A 20,091-nucleotide genomic window follows, 5' to 3' on the forward strand; every position below is an offset into this window, starting at 1 on the left:
ACCGAGATGATTGCACTTACTGCGGCGGAAATCGCCGATATCACACACGGACGCCTGGACGCCGATCCGGGGATCACGCCCCTTTCGGTGGTCACCGATTCGCGCGAGGCTGCCGCCGGGTCGCTGTACGTGGCGAAACATGGCGAGCACGCCGATGGCCACGACTTCGTTGCCGCCGCCTTCAGCCGCGGTGCGGTGCTGGTCCTCGCCGAACGCCCCGTAACGGGTCCGGACGGCGTCAACTATCCGGCCGTGCTGGTAGAGGATGCCGTGCTGGCCATGGGCGCGCTGGCCGCCGAAGCGGTCCGTCGGATCCGCCTGGTCCGTTCTGCCGCAGGCGACCCCCTGACCGTCATCGGGATCACCGGTTCCGCCGGGAAGACCACCACGAAGGACCTCCTCGCCGGCATCCTCACCCAGCAAGGCGTCACCGTTGCCCCGCAAGGTTCCTACAACGGCGAGGTGGGCGTGCCGCTCACCGTCTTCCGCGCCGACACCCAAACGCGGTACCTGGTGATCGAGATGGGCGCCACAGGTATCGGGCACATCCGCTACCTGGCCGACATGGTGAGGCCCGACATCGGCGTTGTCCTCGGCGTCGGCACTGCCCACGCCGGGGAGTTCGGCGGCGTGGACAACATTGCCCAGGCCAAGGGTGAACTGGTGGAGGCCCTCGCCGCCGGCGGCACCGCCGTCATCAACCTCGACGACGACCGCGTCGCTGCCATGCGCAGCCGCACCGGCGCCACCGTGCTGGGCTTCTCGGCCGAAGGACGCCCTGACGCGACCGTTCGGGCCGAGAATCCGGACACAAACGCTGAGGGCAACCCCGAATTCGAACTGATCCTGCCCGGCGCCGAAACAGGCCTGCACGTCAGCAGCCGCCTCGTCGGCGCCCACCACACCGGCAACCTCCTCGCCGCAGCAGCGGCCGCGCACGCGGCCGGAGTGTCCGGCAAGGACATCGCCGTATCGCTGAGCACACAGTCAGCAGCCAGCCGTTGGCGGATGGAACGCACCGAACGTGCTGACGGCGTGACCATCATCAACGACGCCTACAACGCCAACCCGGAGTCCATGCGGGCGGCCCTGCGCACGCTGGCCGACCTTGGCCGCGGACGGCGCACCTGGGCCGTCCTGGGCGCCATGCTGGAACTGGGACCCGATTCAATCCGTGAACACACCATTGTGGGCACCCAAGTGGTCCGCCTGAACATTTCCCGGCTGGTCGTCGTCGGCCGCGAAGCCCGCGCACTATACGTTTCCGCCGTCCAGGAGGGTTCCTGGGGCGACGAATGCGTCTTTGCCGAAACCGCCGAGGACGCCTATGCGCTCCTGAACGCCGAGCTTGAGCCCGGCGACCTGGTGCTTTTCAAGTCGTCCAACAGCGTTGGACTGCGGCACCTGGGCGATCGGATAGCATTACCCCCACAATCCACGGAACCCACCGATGAAGGGAGCGAGCTGCTGTGATTGCACTACTGATCGGCGCAGGACTTGCCCTGCTGTTTGCCTTGGTGGGAACGCCGCTGTTTATCCGCTTGCTTGTCCGCAAGAGCTACGGCCAATTCATCCGTGATGACGGACCCACGTCCCACCACACCAAACGCGGTACGCCCACTATGGGCGGCACCGTGGTGGTGGGCGCGGTCCTGCTCAGCTACGGACTGACCCACCTGATTATGTGGATGATGAACCCGGACTCGGCAGGCCCCTCCGCCTCGGCCCTGATCCTGCTCTTCCTGATGGTCGGCATGGGGCTGGTGGGCTTCCTGGACGATTTCATCAAGATCTCCCGCCAGCGGAGCCTTGGCCTGGACGCGAAGGCCAAGCTCATCCTCCAGGCCGCGGTAGGCATAGCCTTCGCCATCCTGGCCCTGAACTTTCCCGACCCGGACGGCCTGACACCGGCCTCGACCAAAATCTCCCTGGTCCGCGACATTCCCTGGCTGGACCTGGCCTTCGCCGGCACGGTGGTCGGCGCAATCCTCTTTGTTCTCTGGTCCAACCTGATCGTCACGGCGGCGACCAACGGCGTGAACCTGACGGACGGCCTGGACGGTCTCGCTGCCGGTGCCTCGGTCATGGTCTTCGGTGCCTACACGCTGATGGGCATCTGGCAGAACAACCAGGCCTGTGGGTCGCCGCGGGAAGCCGGCAGCGGCTGCTACTCCGTCCGCGACCCCCTGGACCTGGCGCTCCTGGCCGCTATCCTGAGCGCCGCCCTCGTGGGATTCCTCTGGTGGAACACCTCCCCGGCCAAGATCTTTATGGGGGACACCGGGTCATTGGCCATCGGCGGCGCGGTCGCCGGCTTCGCCATCCTGTCGCGGACGGAACTGCTGCTGGGAATCATCGGCGGCCTGTTCGTCCTGATTACCCTCTCCGTGATCATCCAGGTGGGCTACTTCAAAGCCACCGGCGGTAAACGCGTCTTCAAGATGGCACCGCTGCAGCACCACTTCGAGCTCAAGGGCTGGGCAGAAGTCACGGTGGTGGTCCGCTTCTGGATCCTGGGCGGGCTCTTCGTGGCCGTGGGCCTGGGTGTCTTCTACGCTGAATGGGTTGTGCTCCTGTGACTGTTTCTCCCCGCCTGCAAAACCTGGTCAGTTGGGACTCTGACTGGGCAGGGCTCCGCGTTGCCGTTACCGGCATCGGAGTATCCGGGTTCGCCGCGGCAGATACCCTCATCGAACTCGGTGCCCGGGTGGTGGTGGTTGATGCCGCCACGTCCGAGACAGCCAACGCACAGGCCGACACCCTGAAGATCGTCGGCGCCGTGGACGTGCTCTTGGGCGAGGAAGCCGTCAACAGGATCCCCAAGATCGATGGCAGCTTCCCCGACCTCATCGTGACCTCCCCGGGTTGGCGGCCTGACCAGGCGCTCCTGGCGGCCGCTGCGCGCGCCCACATTCCGGTCTGGGGGGACGTCGAGCTTGCCTGGCGCCTGCGGGTCCGGGCCGGGCACAAGACCGCTGACTGGCTGACCATCACCGGCACCAACGGCAAGACCACCACGGTGGGCCTGACGGCGTCGATGCTGCAGGCCGCCGGCCTGAAGGCCATCGCGGTCGGCAACGTGGGCACCCCCATCCTGGACGCCCTCCGCGACCCCGTGGAATACGACGTCTTCGCGGTTGAACTATCCAGCTTCCAGCTGCATTGGGCTGAAACGCTGTCGCCGGTGGCCAGCGTCTGCCTGAACGTGGCTGAGGACCACGTTGACTGGCATGGTTCCTACAATTCCTACCTCGCGGACAAGGCCAAGGTCTATGCGCGGACCCAGAAGGCCTGCATCTTCAACGCGGAACAGATCGAGACCGAACGGATGGTTGAGGACGCGGACGTTGTGGAGGGCTGCCGGGCCGTCGGCTTCACCACACTCACGCCGGCCATCAGCATGCTCGGCGTGGTGGAGGGCCTGCTCGTGGACCGCGCGTTTATCGAGGAACGCAGGGACAGCGCCGCCGAGCTGGCATCGATGACCGACCTGGGGCAGTTTGCACCCAGGCACATGGTGGCGAACGCCCTCGCGGCTGCAGCCCTGGTCCGGGCCTACGGCGTGGAGGCGAAGGCCGTGCGCCAGGGAATCCAGGACTACGTCCCGGGCAACCACCGCATCCAGCCGGTCGCCAAGCAGAACGGCGTGCTCTGGGTCAACGATTCCAAGGCCACCAACCCGCACGCAGCAGCCGCGTCACTGGCCACCTTTGAAAACGTCATCTGGATCGCCGGCGGCCTGTCCAAGGGCGTCAGCTACGACCACCTGGTCCGGGACCACGCCGCCCGGCTCAAGGCTGTGGTACTCATCGGTACGGACACCGCCGCGCTTGCGGAGGCCTTGCAGCGACACGCGCCGGATGTCCCCGTGATCACGACGCCGCCGGGCGACACTGAAAATATGCAGACTGCCGCAACAGGCGGAGCCACCACGGACAGCTCGCCGGATTCCGGTGCGGCCGTGATGTCCCGGGCCGTTGCGTCAGCGGCGCAGCTGGCGGCATCAGGCGACACCGTGCTGATGGCCCCGGCAGCTGCTTCCATGGATCAGTTCTCTTCCTATGCTCACCGCGGCGACGCCTTTATTGAAGCCGTCCGCGAGCTGGTGGAAGGGCAGGCCCCGACCGGCGAGGAGTAACAATGGTCAGCACGCCCACCCGGTCGCCGGCCCCCCGGTCGCGCGCCGGGAAACCCGCTTCTCCCGTAAAGTCCACCATCACCCTGCCGGACCGGATCCGGGACTGGTACCAAGCCTTCTGGTCCACGCTGGAAGGAACCGGCACCTCCAAAAACGGCTCAACGTATTACCTGATCCTTGGTTCCACGCTGGCCCTGACCGCCATCGGCATCATGATGGTGCTGTCGGCCTCCAGCGTCGAATCCATCGCTGCCGGAAAATCGCCCTACGGCGACGCCCTCAAGCAGGGAATGTTCGCCGCCATCGGCATCTTCACCATGTTCGTCCTCTCCCGCATCAACGTGGTCTGGCTGAAGCGCCTGGCCTGGCCGGGGCTGGGTGGGGCCCTTGTCCTCCTGGTCCTGGTGCAGCTGATCGGAGACGAAGTCAACGGCAACAAGAACTGGATCGACCTGGGCGGCATCACCTTCCAGCCGTCCGAGGCGTCCAAGCTGACGCTGGCATTGTGGATGGCCACCGTACTGGCCAGGAAAGGGAAGCTGCTGCGGCGCTGGCCGCACGTGCTGATCCCCGCCGTGCCGCTGGCGGGCGGCGTCATCGGCCTGGTCCTGCTGGGCAATGACCTGGGCACCGCCATGATCATCATGATGATCACTGCTGCCGCCCTCTTCTTCGCCGGAGTACCGCTGTACCTGTTCGGGTTCGCCGCACTGGCCGCGGCCGCCGGCACGGCCGTCATGGCCATCACCAGCTCAAACCGCATGTGCCGCATCACCTCGTGGTGGACAGGCCAGTCCTGTGCCGACGGCATTGACGCCAACTACCAGGCCACCAACGGGCTCTACGGGCTCGCGTCCGGGGGCTGGTTCGGCGTTGGACTCGGCCAAAGCCGACAGAAGTACAGCTGGATCCCGGAAGCCCATAACGACTTCATCTTCGCCATCATCGGCGAGGAACTCGGCCTGGTGGGCACCGTCGTCGTGCTTGTCCTTTTTGCCATCCTCGGCGCCGCCATCTACCGCGTAGTGGTGGCGCAGGAGGATATGTTCCACCGGGTGCTGGCCGGCACCATAATGGTGTGGCTGCTGGGGCAGGCCACGGTCAACATGGCCGTGGTGACGGGGCTGATGCCGGTGATCGGCGTGCCGCTGCCATTCATTTCCTACGGCGGTTCGGCACTGCTGATGTCGCTCTGCGCCGTGGGGGTGGTGCTCTCGCTTGCCCGCGAACAAATGGCGCCTGCCCTCAGGCCGAAGAAATTGCTCAAATTCGGCGCCAAGAAGGCCGGGGGAGCCGCAGGCCGCAAACCTGCTGGCCGGAAAACCGCCGGCACGACAACCGTTGCCCGCAAAACCGCCAGCCCCACAACAACCGCAAGAAAGCGTACGTAGCACCAGATGACTTCCCAGAACCTGTCCATTGTCCTGGCGGGCGGCGGAACCGCCGGCCACATCAGCCCCCTGCTGGCCATCGCGGCCGCCCTGCGTGCCGCCGTGCCCGGAGCGAGGCTGCTCGCCGTCGGCACGCCCGCCGGCATGGAAACCCGGCTGGTGCCCGCCGCCGGCCTGGAACTGGCCACCATCGACCGCGTGCCGTTTCCGCGGAAACCTTCCATTGACCTCCTCAAGCTGCCCGCACGGCTGGCCGGGGCGGTCAGGCAGTCCGGACGCATCCTCGACGACGCCTCGGCCGACGTCCTGGTGGGCGTCGGCGGCTACGTCTGCACACCCCTGTACCTCGCCGCCCGGCGCCGGGGAATCCCCATCGTGATCCATGAGGCCAATACCAGGCCCGGCCTGGCCAACCGGGTGGGATCGTTCCTGACCCGTCACGTGGCCACCGCCTTCGACACCACGCGCCTGCGTCACGCCCGCCATGTGGGCATGCCCATGCGGACCGAAATCTCCAGCCTGGACCGGGACACTGCCCGCGCCGCCGCGCGCGAAGAACTGGGCCTGGATCCCACCACGCCCACGCTGATTGTGACCGGCGGTTCCTCCGGCGCCCAGAGCATCAACCGTGCGGTCGCCGCCGCCGTCCAGGAGCTTGGCGCGGCGGGGATCCAGACACTCCACATCACCGGCCGCGGCAAGACGGTCTTGGGGCCCGACGGCGGCCCGCTCGCCGCGCCGGGCTACCGGCAGCTGGAGTACGTGGACGGCATGGAACGGGTGTACGCCGCCGCGGACGTGCTGCTGGCGCGGTCCGGCGCAGCCACGGTCTGCGAAGTGGCCGCCGTGGGTGTACCGGCAGTGTTTGTCCCGCTGCCCATCGGCAACGGCGAGCAGGCGCTCAACGCGGCGGGGCTCGTTAACGCCGGCGGCGCACTCCTGGTCCCGGATAAGGACTTCACCGCGCAGTGGGTGGCCGGCAAGCTCATCCCCCTGGTCACCGACCCCGGCCGCCTGGCCACCATGGCCGCCAGCTCGCGCCGCCTTGGCATCAGAAACGCCGATCAGCGCATGGCTGACCTTGTCCTGGAAGCGGTATCCGCATGATCCCCGCAAGCATCCGCAGCCAGGAGTCCCTGGGCCGAGTCCATTTCATCGGCATCGGCGGGGTGGGAATGTCCGCCGTGGCCCGCATCATGGTGGCCCGCGGCGGCGCCGTCAGCGGATCGGATGCCAAGGACCTTCCGGTGATGGCGGAGCTGGCCGCCGCCGGCGCGAGGATCGCCGTCGGATACGCCGCAGCCAACCTGGGCAATGCCCAGACCGTGGTGGCCGGCTCGGCGATCCGTGCGGACAACCCCGAACTGGTGGCCGCGCAGGCGGCCGGCCTGCCCGTGCTGCACCGCTCGGAGGCCCTGGCGGCCACCATGGGGGACGACCTCGTGGTGACCGTGGCAGGCACCCACGGCAAGTCCACCACCACCTCCATGATCACCGTCCTGCTCCAGGGCGCCGGGATGGATCCGTCGTTTGCGATCGGCGCCAACGTGCCTGCGCTCGGCGTCAATGCCGCCCACGGCACGTCAGGGGTCTTTGTGGCCGAAGCGGACGAGTCCGACGGCTCCTTCCTGAACTACCGGCCAAAGATTGCCGTGGTCACCAACGTCGAACCCGATCACCTGGACCACTACGGCACCGCAGAGGCCGTCTACGAGTCCTTCGACCGCTTTACGGAGCTGCTTCCGGCCGACGGTGTCCTGATTGCCTGCGCTGACGACGCCGGCGCCGCAGCCCTAGCAGAGCGCACGCTCGCCCGCGGCAACACCCGGGTGGTGCTGTACGGCACCTCGGAGGGGTCGGACCTGGTCCTGCACGACGGCGGCCCCGGGGACGTGGCGGTTTCCTCACCCGCCGGGCGGTTCGCCCTGGACCTGCAGGTCCCGGGCAGGCACAACGCGCTGAACGCCGCCGCCGCCGTCGCCGTCGCGCTGGAGCTGGGGGTCGACGCCGAAGCTGCTGCGCGTGCCCTGGCGCACTTCTCGGGTGCTTCGCGGCGCTTTGAACTGAAAGGGGAGGCGCGCGGCGTGCGCGTCTATGACGACTACGCCCACCACCCCACCGAGGTCCGGGCCGCCCTGACGGCTGCACGGTCTGTGGCCGGCGGGCACCGCGTCCATGTTCTGTTCCAGCCGCACCTGTTCTCCCGCACCAGGGAGTTTGCCAGGGAGTTTGCAGATGCCTTGAACCTGGCAGACACCGCCCTGGTCCTGGACATCTACCCCGCGCGCGAAGATCCCATCCCCGGAGTCAGCAGCCAGCTCATCGCCGAGCACCTGTCGCCCGGCGGACGCCTGGTGGAGCCGGGCGGGGCGGTTGCTGCCCTTACGGACACCGCCGGGCCCGGCGACATCATCCTGACCGTCGGGGCAGGGGATGTCACGGCCTTCGGACCGCAGATCGTGCAGGCTCTCGGTGGGTAGTCCGCGCCGGCCCACCTACGCTTCACCGGGCAGGCGGCAGCCACCCGCGCCAGCGGAACCGGAGGTCATCTCGGCCTCCAAACGTGCCCCCGAGGCGGACCCCCCGTCTTTGCCCGACCGCAAGAATGCGAAGGACGCCGGCCGCAAGCGGTCAGCGGACAACGGGTCCGCGGACAGGGCGCCGGCGGGCACCGACAACGTGCTGGCCTTCCCGGAGCCGCCCGGAAAACGCCTCAGGCGGAACATCCTGGTGACCCTGGGCACTGTCCTGGCGTTGGTCTGCGCGCTGCTGGCCGCCGCAATCTTTTCGCCGGCACTCGCCGTAGGCACCGTCTCGGTCTCCGGGACCCGGCTCGTCACCACGGAACAGGTGCAGGCAGCACTGGAACCCCTGAAGGGCAAACCCCTGCCCCAGATCAGCGATGAGGAGGTCAGCCGCCTCCTGGCGCCGCTCGTCCAGATCAAGTCCGTCTCCACCCAGGCACGCCCGCCGTCCGGGTTGGTGGTCCAGGTTTTGGAGCGGGTCCCGGTGGCCCTGGTCAAGCAGGGGGAGCAGTACCAGTTGGTGGATGTGGACGGCGTGGTCCTGGCCAGCCCTGCGGACCCTGCCACGGTGGCCCTGCCCGTGATCGACGGCGGCGCGGGAACCATCGGCAAGGACCTCTTCCAGGCCACCGCAGCGGTCCTCGGTGCACTCCCGCTGGACGTGCTGTCGAAGCTGTCCAACGCGTCCGCCCAGTCCGTGGACGCCGTGGAGCTCAAACTGGTGGACGGTCAGACCATTATTTGGGGGAATGCGGGGGAGAAGGAGCTCAAGGCCAAGGTGCTTGAAGCCTTGCTCAAAGTTCCCGCGGACCCGAAGAACCCCGTCCGTGTGTACGATGTGAGCGCGCCCCGGCATCCGGTGACGCGCTGAACGCTTTTATTTACCCGGTATTCCCGCGACACGCGGCTCCGGTTATTGAATGTCCGAACCATAGGAAATAGCGTTCCAGACATGAGTTACTTGACATAACTATAACCTTCAACTCGAAGGTTAAGGTTCGAAGCTTCAAGCCCGACTCCACAGTTTTCGCAATAGGACACGAACAAGGGACACGTAACGTGGCAACTCCGCAGAATTACTTGGCCGTCATCAAGGTCGTCGGCATCGGCGGCGGTGGCGTGAACGCAGTCAACCGCATGATCGAGGTCGGCCTCCGGGGCGTTGAATTCATCGCCATCAACACAGATGCCCAGGCGCTGCTGATGAGTGACGCCGACGTCAAACTCGACGTCGGACGTGAGCTGACCCGCGGGCTCGGTGCAGGCGCCAACCCCGAGGTGGGCAAGCAGGCTGCGGAGGACCACGCCGACGAAATCGAAGAGGTCATCCGCGGCGCGGACATGGTGTTTGTGACCGCCGGCGAAGGTGGCGGCACGGGCACCGGCGGCGCCCCTGTGGTGGCGCGCATCGCCCGGTCCCTCGGAGCGCTGACCATCGGTGTGGTGACCCGCCCGTTCACGTTCGAGGGCCGCCGTCGTGCGGGTTCTGCAGAGGCGGGCATCGACGCCCTCCGCGACGAAGTGGACACGCTGATCGTCATCCCGAATGACAGGCTTCTGTCCATCAGCGACCGCAACGTCTCCGTCCTGGACGCTTTCCGTTCCGCTGACCAGGTCCTGCTGTCCGGTGTCCAGGGCATCACGGACCTCATCACCACCCCCGGCCTGATCAACCTCGACTTCGCGGACGTCAAGTCCGTGATGCAGGGCGCAGGCTCCGCGCTGATGGGCATCGGCTCCGCCCGCGGTGAAGACCGTGCGGTGAAGGCTGCCGAGCTCGCAATTGCATCGCCGCTGCTGGAAGCCTCCATCGACGGCGCCCATGGTGTCCTGCTCTCGATCCAGGGCGGTTCCGATCTCGGCCTGTTCGAAATCAATGAAGCTGCCCGCCTGGTCCAGGAAGTGGCCCACCCCGAAGCCAACATCATCTTCGGTGCCGTGATCGACGACGCACTCGGTGACGAGGCCCGTGTCACGGTCATTGCCGCCGGTTTCGACGACGTCAAGGCCACTTCTCCCTCCATGGACCAGTCGCAGCCGCAGGTTGCGCCGCAGCGGCCCGCAGCGGCACCCGCACCGGCTCAGGCCCCCACCTCGGGTGGCAGCCACCAGCACAACGTCCAGCCGGTCCACGCCGGAGTGGGCGCGTCGGGGCTGAGCAACTGGGGCCAGCAGCGCCCGTCGTCGGTCCCCGCCGACTCAGGTTTCGACGTCGACCTGCCCTCGGTAGTGGAGCCGGACCTCTCGGGCAACCGCGTCGATGACCTGGATGTCCCCGACTTCCTGAAGTAGGGCCGGGGTTGTTCTATTGGCGGGCCGAAGTGTCTGCTGGCGTGAGTGTGGCGTTCACAGACACCCAGGCCGGCAATCTTGCCCTGCACGTCGGGGACAACGCCGCTGATGTTCTCCAGCGCCGGGAGGCGCTGGAGAACGCTGCCGGCCTAACCCGTGGTTCCCTCCGGTTCATGGAGCAGGTCCACGGCACTGCGGTGGAAATGATGGAGCCGGCCACGCCAGCGCCGACCGTCGATGCCATGGTGTCGCGGGGGCTGCCGCTTGCGGTGATGGTGGCCGACTGCATCCCGGCAGTACTCGTAGGGGAAGGACCAGACGGTCCGGTCCTGGCCGCCGTGCACGCAGGCCGCCCGGGGATAGAAAGCGGCATTCTCCCGGCGGCAGTGGAGCGGATGCGCTCAGCCGGGGCCACCGCCATCCGTGCCTGGCTGGGCCCGTCAATCTGCGGGCGTTGCTATGAGGTCCCCGCCGAACTGCGCGCCCAAGTAGCTGCCCAGGTGCCGGCGACGTGGGCTGCCACGTCCTGGGGCACGCCCGCACTGGATCTCCCAGCAGGGGCGAAGAGCCAACTTGAAGCTGCCGGCGTCGTCATCGAATATGCGGGTCCGTGCACGCTTGAAAACGAACAGCTTTTCTCTTACCGCAGGTCCAACACCACAGGGCGCTTCGCGGGACTGGTGTGGTCGCATGAATGAGGGCACTGTGGAGGACAACGCCGAACGGATGGCTGATCTGGCGGAGCGCCTCGCCGCCGTGCAGCGTCGTATTGATGCGGCCGTCCAGGATGCAGGCCGGGCGGGGGAAGTGCCCACGCTGATTGTAGTCACCAAGTTCCATCCGGCCGCCGACATCAGGCGCCTGGCTGCCCTCGGCGTCCGTGACGTCGGCGAGAACCGGGATCAGGAAGCCTCCTCGAAGGCGGCCGAACTGGCGGGCCTCGGACTCAACTGGCACTTCGTCGGGCAGCTGCAGAGCAAAAAAGCGAAATCCGTGGTGAAGTATGCCCATGCGCTCCATTCCGTGGACCGGCTGGCCCTGGTTGATGCCCTCGAGCGTGCCATCGCCGCGGAACAGGACCGGACCGGCCGGGCGGCCCTGGACTGTTTCATCCAGGTCAGCCTCGACGACGACGCCGGGGCGCATCGCGGCGGCGTGGCCGCGGCGGAGGTGCCACTCCTGGCCGAGCGGCTGGCGGCTGCGGCAGGACTGGAACTGGCGGGCGTTATGGCTGTCGCCCCGTTGGGCACCAGTCCTGAGGCGGCGTTTGAAAAGCTGGCAGCCATCTCGGCGGCCTTGGTAGCGGAGTATCCCGGCGCAACCGCCATCTCGGCGGGCATGAGCCAGGACCTGGAAGCGGCCATCCGTTTCGGTGCGACACACCTGCGAATTGGTTCCGATATTCTCGGATCGCGTCCTGACGTGGGGTAGCGTCGAACCCATAGGAAGTGAATGGCGGGGGATTCAAGGCTGTCAAGTCATTGGGCGGCCCGCCTACGGACACGATTAGGAGTCGACCATGGCCGGCGCTCTGCGCAAGACAATGATCTATCTTGGGCTCGCCGATGGCGATGAACACTACGAGTCCGAGCACACCACAACACGTAAGGACGAGGACGATTCGATGGAAGTTGACCGCGAGGAACGCCGTGCACCGGCAACCGTCCGCGACGTCAGCCGAGAGTCATCACACGCCCCCGAAGAGGAATACCGCGCACCAGTGACCCCCATCAAGCGTGCGGCCTCAAGCCGCGAAGAACCGTCCGGGCTTCGGCAGATCACCACGATCCACCCGCGGTCCTACAATGACGCCAAGCTCATCGGTGAAAGTTTCCGGGACGACATCCCCGTCATCATGAACGTCACCGACATGGGCGAAGCGGACGCCAAGCGTCTCGTGGACTTCTCGGCCGGCCTGGTTTTTGGTCTCCGGGGCAGTATCGAACGCGTCACCAACAAGGTTTTTCTGCTGTCACCGTCGTACATTGAGGTCATTGGCGATGACAAGAAGGTCAGCGAGACGCAGGCCAGCTTCTTCAATCAAAGTTAGCCCTGAGCTTATTCCGGATGCCAGGCAGGTACACCTGTCTGGCATCTGTGCTGAAATAGACAAGAAACATTGGCAGGGCACCGCGGTATCCGGAATGGACATGGAGATATGAGTTAAGTCATGGGAATTGTTTTCGGACTTGTCTATATCGCCCTTTTGCTGTTCTTCGTGGCGCTGATCATCCGGCTGGTCTTTGACTGGGTCCAGATGTTTGCCAGGGAATGGCGTCCGCGTGGTGTCGCCCTCGTGGTGGCTCACACGGTGTACTCGATCACCGATCCGCCCCTCAAGGGGCTCCGGAGGCTGATCCCGCCGTTGAGGCTCGGCGGGGTGACTTTGGACCTCGGGTTTCTGGTCCTGTTCATCGCCGTCAGCATCGCGATGGCGGTCACCAGGGGTTTCGCGTAATCTTCGACAAGACCTAGCGGCGCAGGCGAAGTTCCTGGAATGGGAACTTCCTCTGAGCCGCGAAGAAATCTCCGGTTTGACACCCAGTGTTGAATTAGAGGAACCAGACAATATTTAGGTACCGTAGTTTTGACGGCCGGAAGGCCTACTGACTAACTAGACCAATGAGGTGACCAGATGGCTTTGACGCCAGAAGACGTTGTCAACAAGCGCTTTCAGCCGACCAAGTTCCGCGAAGGCTACGACCAGGATGAAGTTGATGACTTCCTGGACGAGATCGTTGTGGAACTCAGGCGCCTGAACCAGGAGAACGACGAGCTCCGCAAGAAGCTTGCAGAATCAGGTTCCGGTGTGCCGGCCAGCTCCGCTGGGTCCGCCCCGGTGGTCGAGAAGGTTCCCGCGTCCGTCAAGGCTGACAAGGTTGAGTCCCCGGCGAAGGCCGAGGTCGAGGCGAAAGCTCCCGACGCCGCCAAGAAGAAGGAAGCCGAGCCGGTAGCACCTGTTGCGGCCGTCCCGGCTGCTGCGCCCACCGCAGCCAACGGAAGCACGGTTTCGGCCGAGTCCGCTGCCGGACTGCTCGCCATGGCGCAGCAGATGCACGACCGTCACGTCGCCGACGGTCAGTCCCAGAAGGACAAGATCATCGCAGAGGCCCAGATCGAGGCCAGCAGCCTGGTCAACGATGCCCAGGAGAAGTCCCGGAAGATCCTCGGCGCCCTCGAGCAGCAGCGCTCCGTCCTGGAACGCAAGGTAGAGCAACTCCGCGGCTTCGAACGCGACTACCGCTCACGCCTGAAGGCCTACATTGAAGGCCAGCTGCGCGACCTTGACGCCCGCGGTTCCGTGGCGGCACCTGAGGTTGAAGCGAACTAGTTCGTCAAGCACGTATTCTGAGAACCGGTGGCTGAGGATTCCTCGGCCGCCGGTTTTTGGGATTTAACATCGGTTTTACAAAATGAAAGCACCATGACTGACCACCTCGCCGCTGACGCCGCAAACCCTTCTCCTTCATCGGCCCGCCCCCGGCGGGCACTCCTGTTCTCGCTCTTCGCCGGTTTTGCGGTCTTTGCGTACGTCCTGGACCAGCTGACAAAACTCTGGGTGACGTCCACGATGGTGGAGGGTGAACGCATCCCGGTGCTTCCGCCGCTCCTGCACTGGTACTTCATCCGCAATTCCGGCGCCGCATTTTCGATCGGAGAAAATGTCACCTGGGTGTTCTCCATCATCATGGCCGGCGTCTCCATCGCCATCCTGTTCCAGGTGCGCAAGCTGGGCTCGGCCTGGTGGTCGCTGGCACTGGGTCTGCTCCTAGGCGGGGCCCTGGGCAACCTGACGGACAGGCTCTTCCGGGAGCCCTCGTTCGGCATGGGGCACGTGGTGGATTTCATCCAGCTGCCCAATTTTGCGATCTTCAACATCGCCGACTCGGCGGTGGTCTCAGCGGTGGTCATCATTTGTATCCTCACGCTTAAGGGGATCGCCCTTGACGGTTCACGCCACGTCGCGGCCCCACGGGAAGAGGCGGCAAAGCCGAAGGACACGGACGGTGTCTGAGCGTGTGGTGGTCGCCGACGAATTCGGCGGAATGCGGGCGGACGCAGGGCTCGCCAAGCTGATGGGGATTTCCCGGTCAATGGCCGCGACCCTCATTGCTGAAGGCAACGTGGTGAGCCGCGGCAAGAAAGTCGGAAAGTCCGCGCGGTTGGTTGCCGGCGATGTCCTGGAAGTGACGGTGCCTGAACGACGGGACCCGCTCGAAGTGGTGGAGGAAGTTGTGGAAGGCCTGAAAATCCTGCTGGACGACGACGAATTTGTCGTTGTGGACAAGCCTGTGGGCGTTGCCGCGCATCCGTCGCCCGGCTGGGTAGGGCCCACCGTAGTCGGCGGTCTCGCCGGAGCCGGCTTCCGGATCTCGACGTCGGGTTCCCCCGAGCGGGTGGGGATCGTGCACCGGCTCGACGTCGGCACGTCCGGGGTGATGGTGGTGGCCAAAACGGAGCGCGCCTATACGGTCCTGAAGCGGGCCTTCAAGGAGCGCACCGTGGAGAAGGTGTACCACGCGGTGGTCCAGGGGCTCCCGGATCCGCTGGAGGGCACCATCGACGCACCTATCGGTCGCCACCCCGGACACGACTGGCGCTTTGCCGTGATCGAAGACGGCCGGCCGTCGATCACGCACTATGAGGTGCTGGAGGCTTTTGGCAAGGCCACGCTGGTGGAGGTGCACCTCGAGACCGGGCGTACACACCAGATCCGTGTCCATTTCTCAGCGTTGCGGCACCCATGCGCCGGAGATCTTACCTACGGGGCGGATCCTCGGCTCGCCGCCACCCTGGGCCTGACCCGGCAATGGCTCCATGCCCGGCAGCTCGGCTTCGACCACCCGGTAACGGGGGAGCGCGTGACCGTTACCAGCGAATACCCGCAGGACCTGGCCTTTGCCCTCGAAGTCCTGGAGTCCGGGGAGGCCTAGCGGCTGGGTCGCTGGGCCCTTGGCGGTCCGCCAGCGCTTAGAATGGTGCGGTGACTTCCAGCAATGCCTCGTTCGTCCATCTCCACAACCACACCGAATACTCCATGTTGGATGGCGCAGCCCGCCTGGGTGAGCTCTTCAACGAGACTGAACGCCTCGGGATGCCGGCCCTGGCCACCACCGACCACGGGTACCTTTTCGGGGCTTTCGATTTCTGGAAGCGTGCCACGGACCAGGGGATCAAACCGATTATCGGCGTCGAAGCCTACGTCACCCCCGGCACCGCACGGACGGACAAAAGCCGTGTCCGCTGGGGCGAGGAACACCAGCGCAAGGACGATATCTCCGGCGGTGGCTCCTACACGCACATGACGCTGCTGAGCTATAACAACGTCGGCATGCGCAACCTCTTCCGGGCCTCGTCCATTGGCTCGCTGGACGCAGTCTTCGGCAAGTGGCCTCGTTTGGACCGTGAGCTCCTGAACACATACTCCGAAGGCCTGATCGCCACTACTGGCTGCCCGTCGGGGGAGGTCCAGACCCGGCTGCGGCTGGGCCAGTACCGCGAAGCCATGGAAGCCGCCTCGGAATTTCGTGACATTTTCGGTGCGGAGAACTATTTCTGCGAACTGATGGACCATGGCCTGGATATTGAACGCCGGGTAACGGGGGACCTGCTGCGGCTGGCCAAGGACCTCAACCTGCCGCTGGTGGCCACCAACGACCTGCACTACACGCACGAACACGACGCCAAGGCGCACGAGGCCCTGCTTGCCATCCAGTCGGGTTCCACGCTGCTGGAGCCATCGTATGACAACGGCGGTTCCCGCTTCGCGTTCTCCGGCAGCGGCTACTACCTCAAATCCCCGCAGGAGATGCGGGAGCTGTTCAGGGACCACCCGGATGCGTGCGACAACACCCTGCTGATCGCCGAGCGCTGCGATGTCTCGTTCAACACCGGTGCTAACTACATGCCGCGGTTCCCGTGCCCGCCGGGCGAGGACGAGACATCCTGGCTGGTCAAGGAAGTTGCCACCGGACTGGAATACCGGTACCCGGGCGGTGTCCCGGACAAAGTCCGCACCCAGGCCGACTACGAGCTCGAAGTCATCACCTCCATGGGGTTCCCGGGTTACTTCCTGGTGGTGGCCGACTTCATCAACTGGGCGAAGAAAAACGGCATCCGCGTCGGTCCGGGCCGTGGCTCCGGAGCCGGCTCCATGGTGGCGTACGCCATGCGCATCACGGACCTGGATCCGCTCCTGCACGGGCTGATCTTTGAACGGTTCCTCAACCCGGACCGTGTGTCCATGCCTGACTTCGACGTTGACTTCGATGACCGTCGGCGGTCCGAGGTCATCGACTATGTGACCCGGAAATACGGCGACGAGCGCGTGGCCATGATTGTCACGTACGGCACCATTAAGACCAAGCAGGCGCTGAAGGACTCCTCCCGCGTGCTGGGTTACCCGTTCAGCATGGGCGAGCAGCTGACCAAGGCGCTCCCGCCGGCCGTGATGGCCAAGGACATCCCGCTCGCCGACATCCAGAACAAGGACTCAAAGCGCTACAGCGAGGCCGGTGACTTCCGCCAGCTGATCGCAACTGATCCCGAGGCCGCCAAGGTCTTCGAGACGGCTCTCGGCATTGAGGGGCTGAAGCGCCAGTGGGGCGTGCACGCCGCCGGCGTCATTATGTCCTCGGACCCCATCATCGATGTCATCCCGGTCATGCGGCGCATCCAGGACGGCCAGGTGATCACGCAGTTCGACTACCCCACCTGCGAGGGCCTGGGCCTGATCAAGATGGACTTCCTCGGCCTGCGGAACCTGACGATCATTTCCGACGCCCTGGAGAACATCAAGCTCAACCGCGGCCTGGACCTGGACCTGGACAGCCTGGCCCTGGATGACGTGGCCTCCTATGAACTGCTGGCCCGGGGCGACACCCTGGGCGTGTTCCAGCTGGATGGCGGCCCCATGCGCTCCCTGCTGAAGCTGATGAAGCCTGACAACTTCGAAGACATCTCCGCCGTGCTTGCGCTCTACCGGCCCGGTCCCATGGGCGCCAACGCGCACACCGACTACGCGCTGCGCAAAAACGGGATCCAGGAAGTCATCCCGATCCACCCCGAACTCAAGGAACCCCTTGCTGAAATCCTCGGCGGAACCTACGGCCTGATCGTCTATCAGGAGCAGGTGATGGCCGTAGCCCAGAAGCTCGCTGGCTATTCCCTCGGGCAGGCAGACATCCTGCGGCGCGCCATGGGTAAAAAGAAGAAATCCGAGCTGGACAAGCAGTTCGCCGGATTCTCCCAGGGCATGCAGGACAACGGCTATTCCATGGCCGCCGTCAAGACCCTGTGGGACATCCTGCTGCCGTTCTCCGACTACGCCTTCAACAAGGCCCACTCCGCCGCCTATGGCGTGATCTCCTACTGGACCGCCTACCTGAAGGCGCACTTTGCGCCGGAATACATGGCTGCCCTGCTGACATCGGTCGGTGACGACAAGGACAAATCGGCAATTTACCTCAACGAATGCCGGCGCATGGGGATTACCGTGCTGCCGCCGGATGTGAACGAATCCGCGCTGAACTTCACCCCGGTCGGCACCGACATCCGCTTCGGCATGGGCGCCATCCGCAACGTAGGGGTCAACGCCGTCGAAGCGATGGTGGCCGCGCGCGAAAAGGAAGGCGCCTACACGTCCTTCAAGGACTACCTCATGAAGGTCCCCGCCGTGGTCTGCAACAAGCGGACCATTGAATCCCTGATCAAGGCCGGAGCCTTCGATTCCCTCAACCACCACCGGCGTGCGCTGGCGATGATCCATGAAGAGGCCATCGACTCCGTCATCACCCTCAAACGAAACGAAGCGATCGGCCAGTTCGATCTCTTCGCCGGTTTCGAGGAGGCCGAATCCGAAGCGTCGCTGAGCATCGAGATCCCTGACCTGCCGGAATGGGAGAAGAAGGACAAGCTCTCCTTTGAGCGGGACATGCTCGGCCTGTATGTGTCGGACCACCCGCTGCAGGGCCTGGAAGGACTCCTCAGCCAGCACGCGGACCAGTCCATCACCTCGATCATCGGCGAAGACGGGCCGCACGACGGCGCCATCATTACGATCTCCGGCATGATCACCTCACTTAGCCGCAGGATCGCCAAGGCGAGTGGCAACGCCTATGCCCGTGCCGAGATCGAAGACCTCGGCGGTTCGATGGAGGTGATGTTCTTCGGCCAGGTCTACGGCCCTATCGCCTCGGTCCTTGCCGAGGACCTGATCGTGGTGGTCAAGGGCCGTCTGCAGCGACGGGACGACGGTGCCGTGACGCTGAACTGCATGGAACTGTCCGTTCCGGACCTCAGTGAAGGAACCAACGGCCCCGTGCTGATTTCGATGCCCACCCACAAGGCAACCGAAGCTGTTGTCACCGAACTGGGCGATGTGCTTCGGAACCACCGGGGGAACTCTGAAGTCCGGCTGCACCTGCAGGGGGACGCCCGGACGGAAGTCATGGGCCTCCCCGTCCATCTCAGGGTCAACCCCAGTCCGTCATTGTTCGGTGACCTGAAGGTGCTCCTGGGCCCAACCTGCCTGGATAACTAGGACCCGATAGTTAGATCTCGTAGTCCAGCGGGACCGGCTGTCCATAGCCGCCGGCGTGGTACAGGAGCGGCGAACCGTCGTCGCCCACTTCGCCGTCCACAACTTCAACCACCACCACGGCATTGTTCTCGAAGGAGAGCCGCATCTGGATCTTGCCGATCAGCCAGCCCGCGACGTCTTTGAGGATCGGGACCTCGTGCGGGCCAAGTTCCCAGTGGTCCCCGCCGAACCTGTCCTTGGTGCGGGCGAAACGGTCCGCCAGCGCCTGGTTTTCCAGGCCCAGCATGTGGACGCCGAGGTAGGTGGCATTGGCCACGGCCGGCCAGGAACTTGAACTGCGGGCCATGTTGAAAGTGAACCGCGGCGGCTGTGCTGAAAGTGACGCCACGGACGTGGCGGTAAAGCCGTAGGGCTCGCCCTGGTAGTTCACGGTGATGATGGCGACCCCGGCAGCATGCCGCCGGAACATTTCCTTGAAGGTGCCCTCGAACGGCGTCTTGTCTGTCATCTTGAGAATTGCTCCCTGAAAAGCAGGCTGGAATGGACTCTTCCTTAAGGGTATTAGTCCCCGTCGGAGAGGGAGCAATCGCTGGACCCGGCACGTCATCTGTCAAGACTGCCCACGTCGTTTGATCGGTCATACCCGACCTTTGTTAAGGTTTATTTCATGAGACAACACATCAGCCGCCGGTCTTCCCTGCTGCCGTGGAAATGGTTTGCCGCTGTTGCTGCCGGTGGCGTTCCCGTCGGCCTGCTGTGGTGGCTGCTCGCGCCAGGGGGGATGAACCTGATCACGCGCAACCCCGCCCTGGCCGACGGGACCAATCCGGAGGTGTGGCTGCTCAGGGACCTCACCCTTGCGGGGCTTTGTGTGTTCGCAGGGTGCCTGGTGGCCGTCTTCCTGACTGAAAAAGGCGGCCGCGATCCGCAGGCGGCCTTCCTCCTGGGACTGGTCGGCGGACTGGGCGGCGTCCTGATCGCCTGGCTGACGGGCGTGCTTGCGGGCCAGCTGTGGGGCGGCCCCGCAGATACATCTGTCAATGCCAGCGTCGCGTTCTCGCTCCGGTCCCTGCCCGTGCTGATCCTCTGGCCGGCCGCGACTGCCACGTCCGTGTTTGTCCTGAGCCTGATAAACCTGCTCAAAAGCGGGCCCGGGAGCGCTGGCATGCCGGTAGCCGAAGGCAAGGCGCCCGGCGCGTAAAA

General features: G+C 65.2%; 18 protein-coding genes. 17 read left to right on the forward strand and 1 reads right to left on the reverse strand.

What is annotated here, in order from left to right; genetic code table 11:
- Positions 1–6 precede the first annotated feature (6 nt).
- The 16 genes from murF to dnaE all read left to right on the forward strand — a co-directional run bounded on the left by murF (position 7) and on the right by dnaE (position 18,888).
- Positions 7–1,473: a UDP-N-acetylmuramoyl-tripeptide--D-alanyl-D-alanine ligase gene (gene murF / locus CXR02_RS19745; RefSeq protein WP_104063533.1), complete on the forward strand. Its 1,467-nt coding sequence runs from the start codon at positions 7–9 to the stop codon at positions 1,471–1,473.
- Positions 1,470–2,579, forward strand: coding sequence for a phospho-N-acetylmuramoyl-pentapeptide-transferase (gene mraY, locus CXR02_RS19750; RefSeq protein ID WP_104063534.1), 1,110 nt, complete (start codon positions 1,470–1,472; stop codon positions 2,577–2,579). Before murF ends, mraY begins: the two co-directional genes overlap by 4 nt.
- A complete protein-coding gene (murD, locus tag CXR02_RS19755; protein WP_181037303.1) occupies positions 2,561–4,138 on the forward strand; it encodes a UDP-N-acetylmuramoyl-L-alanine--D-glutamate ligase in 1,578 nt (525 codons plus the stop codon). Before mraY ends, murD begins: the two co-directional genes overlap by 19 nt.
- 2 nt (positions 4,139–4,140) lie before the next feature.
- Positions 4,141–5,529, forward strand: coding sequence for a putative lipid II flippase FtsW (gene ftsW / locus CXR02_RS19760; protein ID WP_104063536.1), 1,389 nt, complete (start codon positions 4,141–4,143; stop codon positions 5,527–5,529).
- Positions 5,530–5,535: 6 nt separating this feature from the next.
- Entirely contained in the window at positions 5,536–6,636 is a 1,101-nt protein-coding gene (gene murG / locus CXR02_RS19765) for an undecaprenyldiphospho-muramoylpentapeptide beta-N-acetylglucosaminyltransferase (RefSeq protein ID WP_104063537.1), read from the forward strand.
- Positions 6,633–8,009, forward strand: coding sequence for a UDP-N-acetylmuramate--L-alanine ligase (gene murC / locus CXR02_RS19770; RefSeq protein ID WP_104063538.1), 1,377 nt, complete (start codon positions 6,633–6,635; stop codon positions 8,007–8,009). The genes murG and murC overlap by 4 nt, the downstream gene beginning before the upstream one ends.
- A complete protein-coding gene (locus CXR02_RS19775; RefSeq protein WP_181037304.1) occupies positions 8,002–8,925 on the forward strand; it encodes a cell division protein FtsQ/DivIB in 924 nt (307 codons plus the stop codon). Before murC ends, CXR02_RS19775 begins: the two co-directional genes overlap by 8 nt.
- Before the next feature lie 188 nt (positions 8,926–9,113).
- Entirely contained in the window at positions 9,114–10,346 is a 1,233-nt protein-coding gene (gene ftsZ, locus CXR02_RS19780; protein ID WP_104063539.1) for a cell division protein FtsZ, read from the forward strand.
- Positions 10,347–10,354: 8 nt separating this feature from the next.
- Complete coding sequence (locus CXR02_RS19785) at positions 10,355–11,044, forward strand: polyphenol oxidase family protein (RefSeq protein ID WP_104063540.1); 690 nt, start codon at positions 10,355–10,357, stop codon at positions 11,042–11,044.
- Complete coding sequence (locus tag CXR02_RS19790; protein WP_104063541.1) at positions 11,037–11,777, forward strand: YggS family pyridoxal phosphate-dependent enzyme; 741 nt, start codon at positions 11,037–11,039, stop codon at positions 11,775–11,777. Before CXR02_RS19785 ends, CXR02_RS19790 begins: the two co-directional genes overlap by 8 nt.
- An 88-nt stretch (positions 11,778–11,865) precedes the next feature.
- A complete protein-coding gene (locus CXR02_RS19795; protein ID WP_104063542.1) occupies positions 11,866–12,396 on the forward strand; it encodes a cell division protein SepF in 531 nt (176 codons plus the stop codon).
- Between the two features lie 120 nt (positions 12,397–12,516).
- Positions 12,517–12,804, forward strand: a complete 288-nt coding sequence (locus CXR02_RS19800) for a YggT family protein (RefSeq protein ID WP_056342216.1) — start codon at positions 12,517–12,519, stop codon at positions 12,802–12,804.
- Positions 12,805–12,981: 177 nt separating this feature from the next.
- Complete coding sequence (locus CXR02_RS19805) at positions 12,982–13,677, forward strand: DivIVA domain-containing protein (protein ID WP_104063543.1); 696 nt, start codon at positions 12,982–12,984, stop codon at positions 13,675–13,677.
- Positions 13,678–13,770: 93 nt separating this feature from the next.
- Positions 13,771–14,361, forward strand: a complete 591-nt coding sequence (gene lspA, locus CXR02_RS19810; RefSeq protein WP_104063544.1) for a signal peptidase II — start codon at positions 13,771–13,773, stop codon at positions 14,359–14,361.
- Positions 14,354–15,280, forward strand: a complete 927-nt coding sequence (locus tag CXR02_RS19815) for an RluA family pseudouridine synthase (RefSeq protein WP_104063545.1) — start codon at positions 14,354–14,356, stop codon at positions 15,278–15,280. Before lspA ends, CXR02_RS19815 begins: the two co-directional genes overlap by 8 nt.
- Before the next feature lie 50 nt (positions 15,281–15,330).
- Complete coding sequence (dnaE, locus tag CXR02_RS19820; protein ID WP_104063546.1) at positions 15,331–18,888, forward strand: DNA polymerase III subunit alpha; 3,558 nt, start codon at positions 15,331–15,333, stop codon at positions 18,886–18,888.
- Positions 18,889–18,898: 10 nt separating this feature from the next.
- Here dnaE and CXR02_RS19825 read toward each other — a convergent pair whose 3' ends face one another.
- Positions 18,899–19,396 carry a flavin reductase family protein gene (locus tag CXR02_RS19825; protein ID WP_104063547.1) on the reverse strand — a complete coding sequence of 166 codons (498 nt, stop codon included), beginning with the start codon at positions 19,394–19,396 and terminating at the stop codon, positions 18,899–18,901.
- Positions 19,397–19,555: 159 nt separating this feature from the next.
- Here CXR02_RS19825 and CXR02_RS19830 point away from each other — a divergent pair, with 159 nt between their 5' ends.
- Complete coding sequence (locus tag CXR02_RS19830; protein ID WP_104063548.1) at positions 19,556–20,089, forward strand: hypothetical protein; 534 nt, start codon at positions 19,556–19,558, stop codon at positions 20,087–20,089.
- The last annotated feature ends 2 nt before the right edge of the window (positions 20,090–20,091 follow it).

Origin of the sequence: Arthrobacter sp. 4R501, assembly GCF_002929755.1 — a bacterium.
In the GTDB taxonomy this organism is placed as follows: Bacteria; Actinomycetota; Actinomycetes; order Actinomycetales; family Micrococcaceae; genus Arthrobacter.

Bases quoted from the DNA above. Each gene is read 5' to 3' on its own strand.
- murD (WP_181037303.1), top strand. From the start codon at position 2,561: ATGGGTTGTGCTCCTGTGACTGTTTCTCCCCGCCTGCAAAACCTGGTC.
- CXR02_RS19790 (WP_104063541.1), top strand. From the start codon at position 11,037: ATGAATGAGGGCACTGTGGAGGACAACGCCGAACGGATGGCTGATCTG.
- murG (WP_104063537.1), top strand. From the start codon at position 5,536: ATGACTTCCCAGAACCTGTCCATTGTCCTGGCGGGCGGCGGAACCGCC.
- CXR02_RS19805 (WP_104063543.1), top strand. From the start codon at position 12,982: ATGGCTTTGACGCCAGAAGACGTTGTCAACAAGCGCTTTCAGCCGACC.
- CXR02_RS19830 (WP_104063548.1), top strand. From the start codon at position 19,556: ATGAGACAACACATCAGCCGCCGGTCTTCCCTGCTGCCGTGGAAATGG.
- CXR02_RS19800 (WP_056342216.1), top strand. From the start codon at position 12,517: ATGGGAATTGTTTTCGGACTTGTCTATATCGCCCTTTTGCTGTTCTTC.
- CXR02_RS19795 (WP_104063542.1), top strand. From the start codon at position 11,866: ATGGCCGGCGCTCTGCGCAAGACAATGATCTATCTTGGGCTCGCCGAT.
- ftsW (WP_104063536.1), top strand. From the start codon at position 4,141: ATGGTCAGCACGCCCACCCGGTCGCCGGCCCCCCGGTCGCGCGCCGGG.
- lspA (WP_104063544.1), top strand. From the start codon at position 13,771: ATGACTGACCACCTCGCCGCTGACGCCGCAAACCCTTCTCCTTCATCG.
- murF (WP_104063533.1), top strand. From the start codon at position 7: ATGATTGCACTTACTGCGGCGGAAATCGCCGATATCACACACGGACGC.
- CXR02_RS19825 (WP_104063547.1), bottom strand. From the start codon at position 19,396: ATGACAGACAAGACGCCGTTCGAGGGCACCTTCAAGGAAATGTTCCGG.
- murC (WP_104063538.1), top strand. From the start codon at position 6,633: ATGATCCCCGCAAGCATCCGCAGCCAGGAGTCCCTGGGCCGAGTCCAT.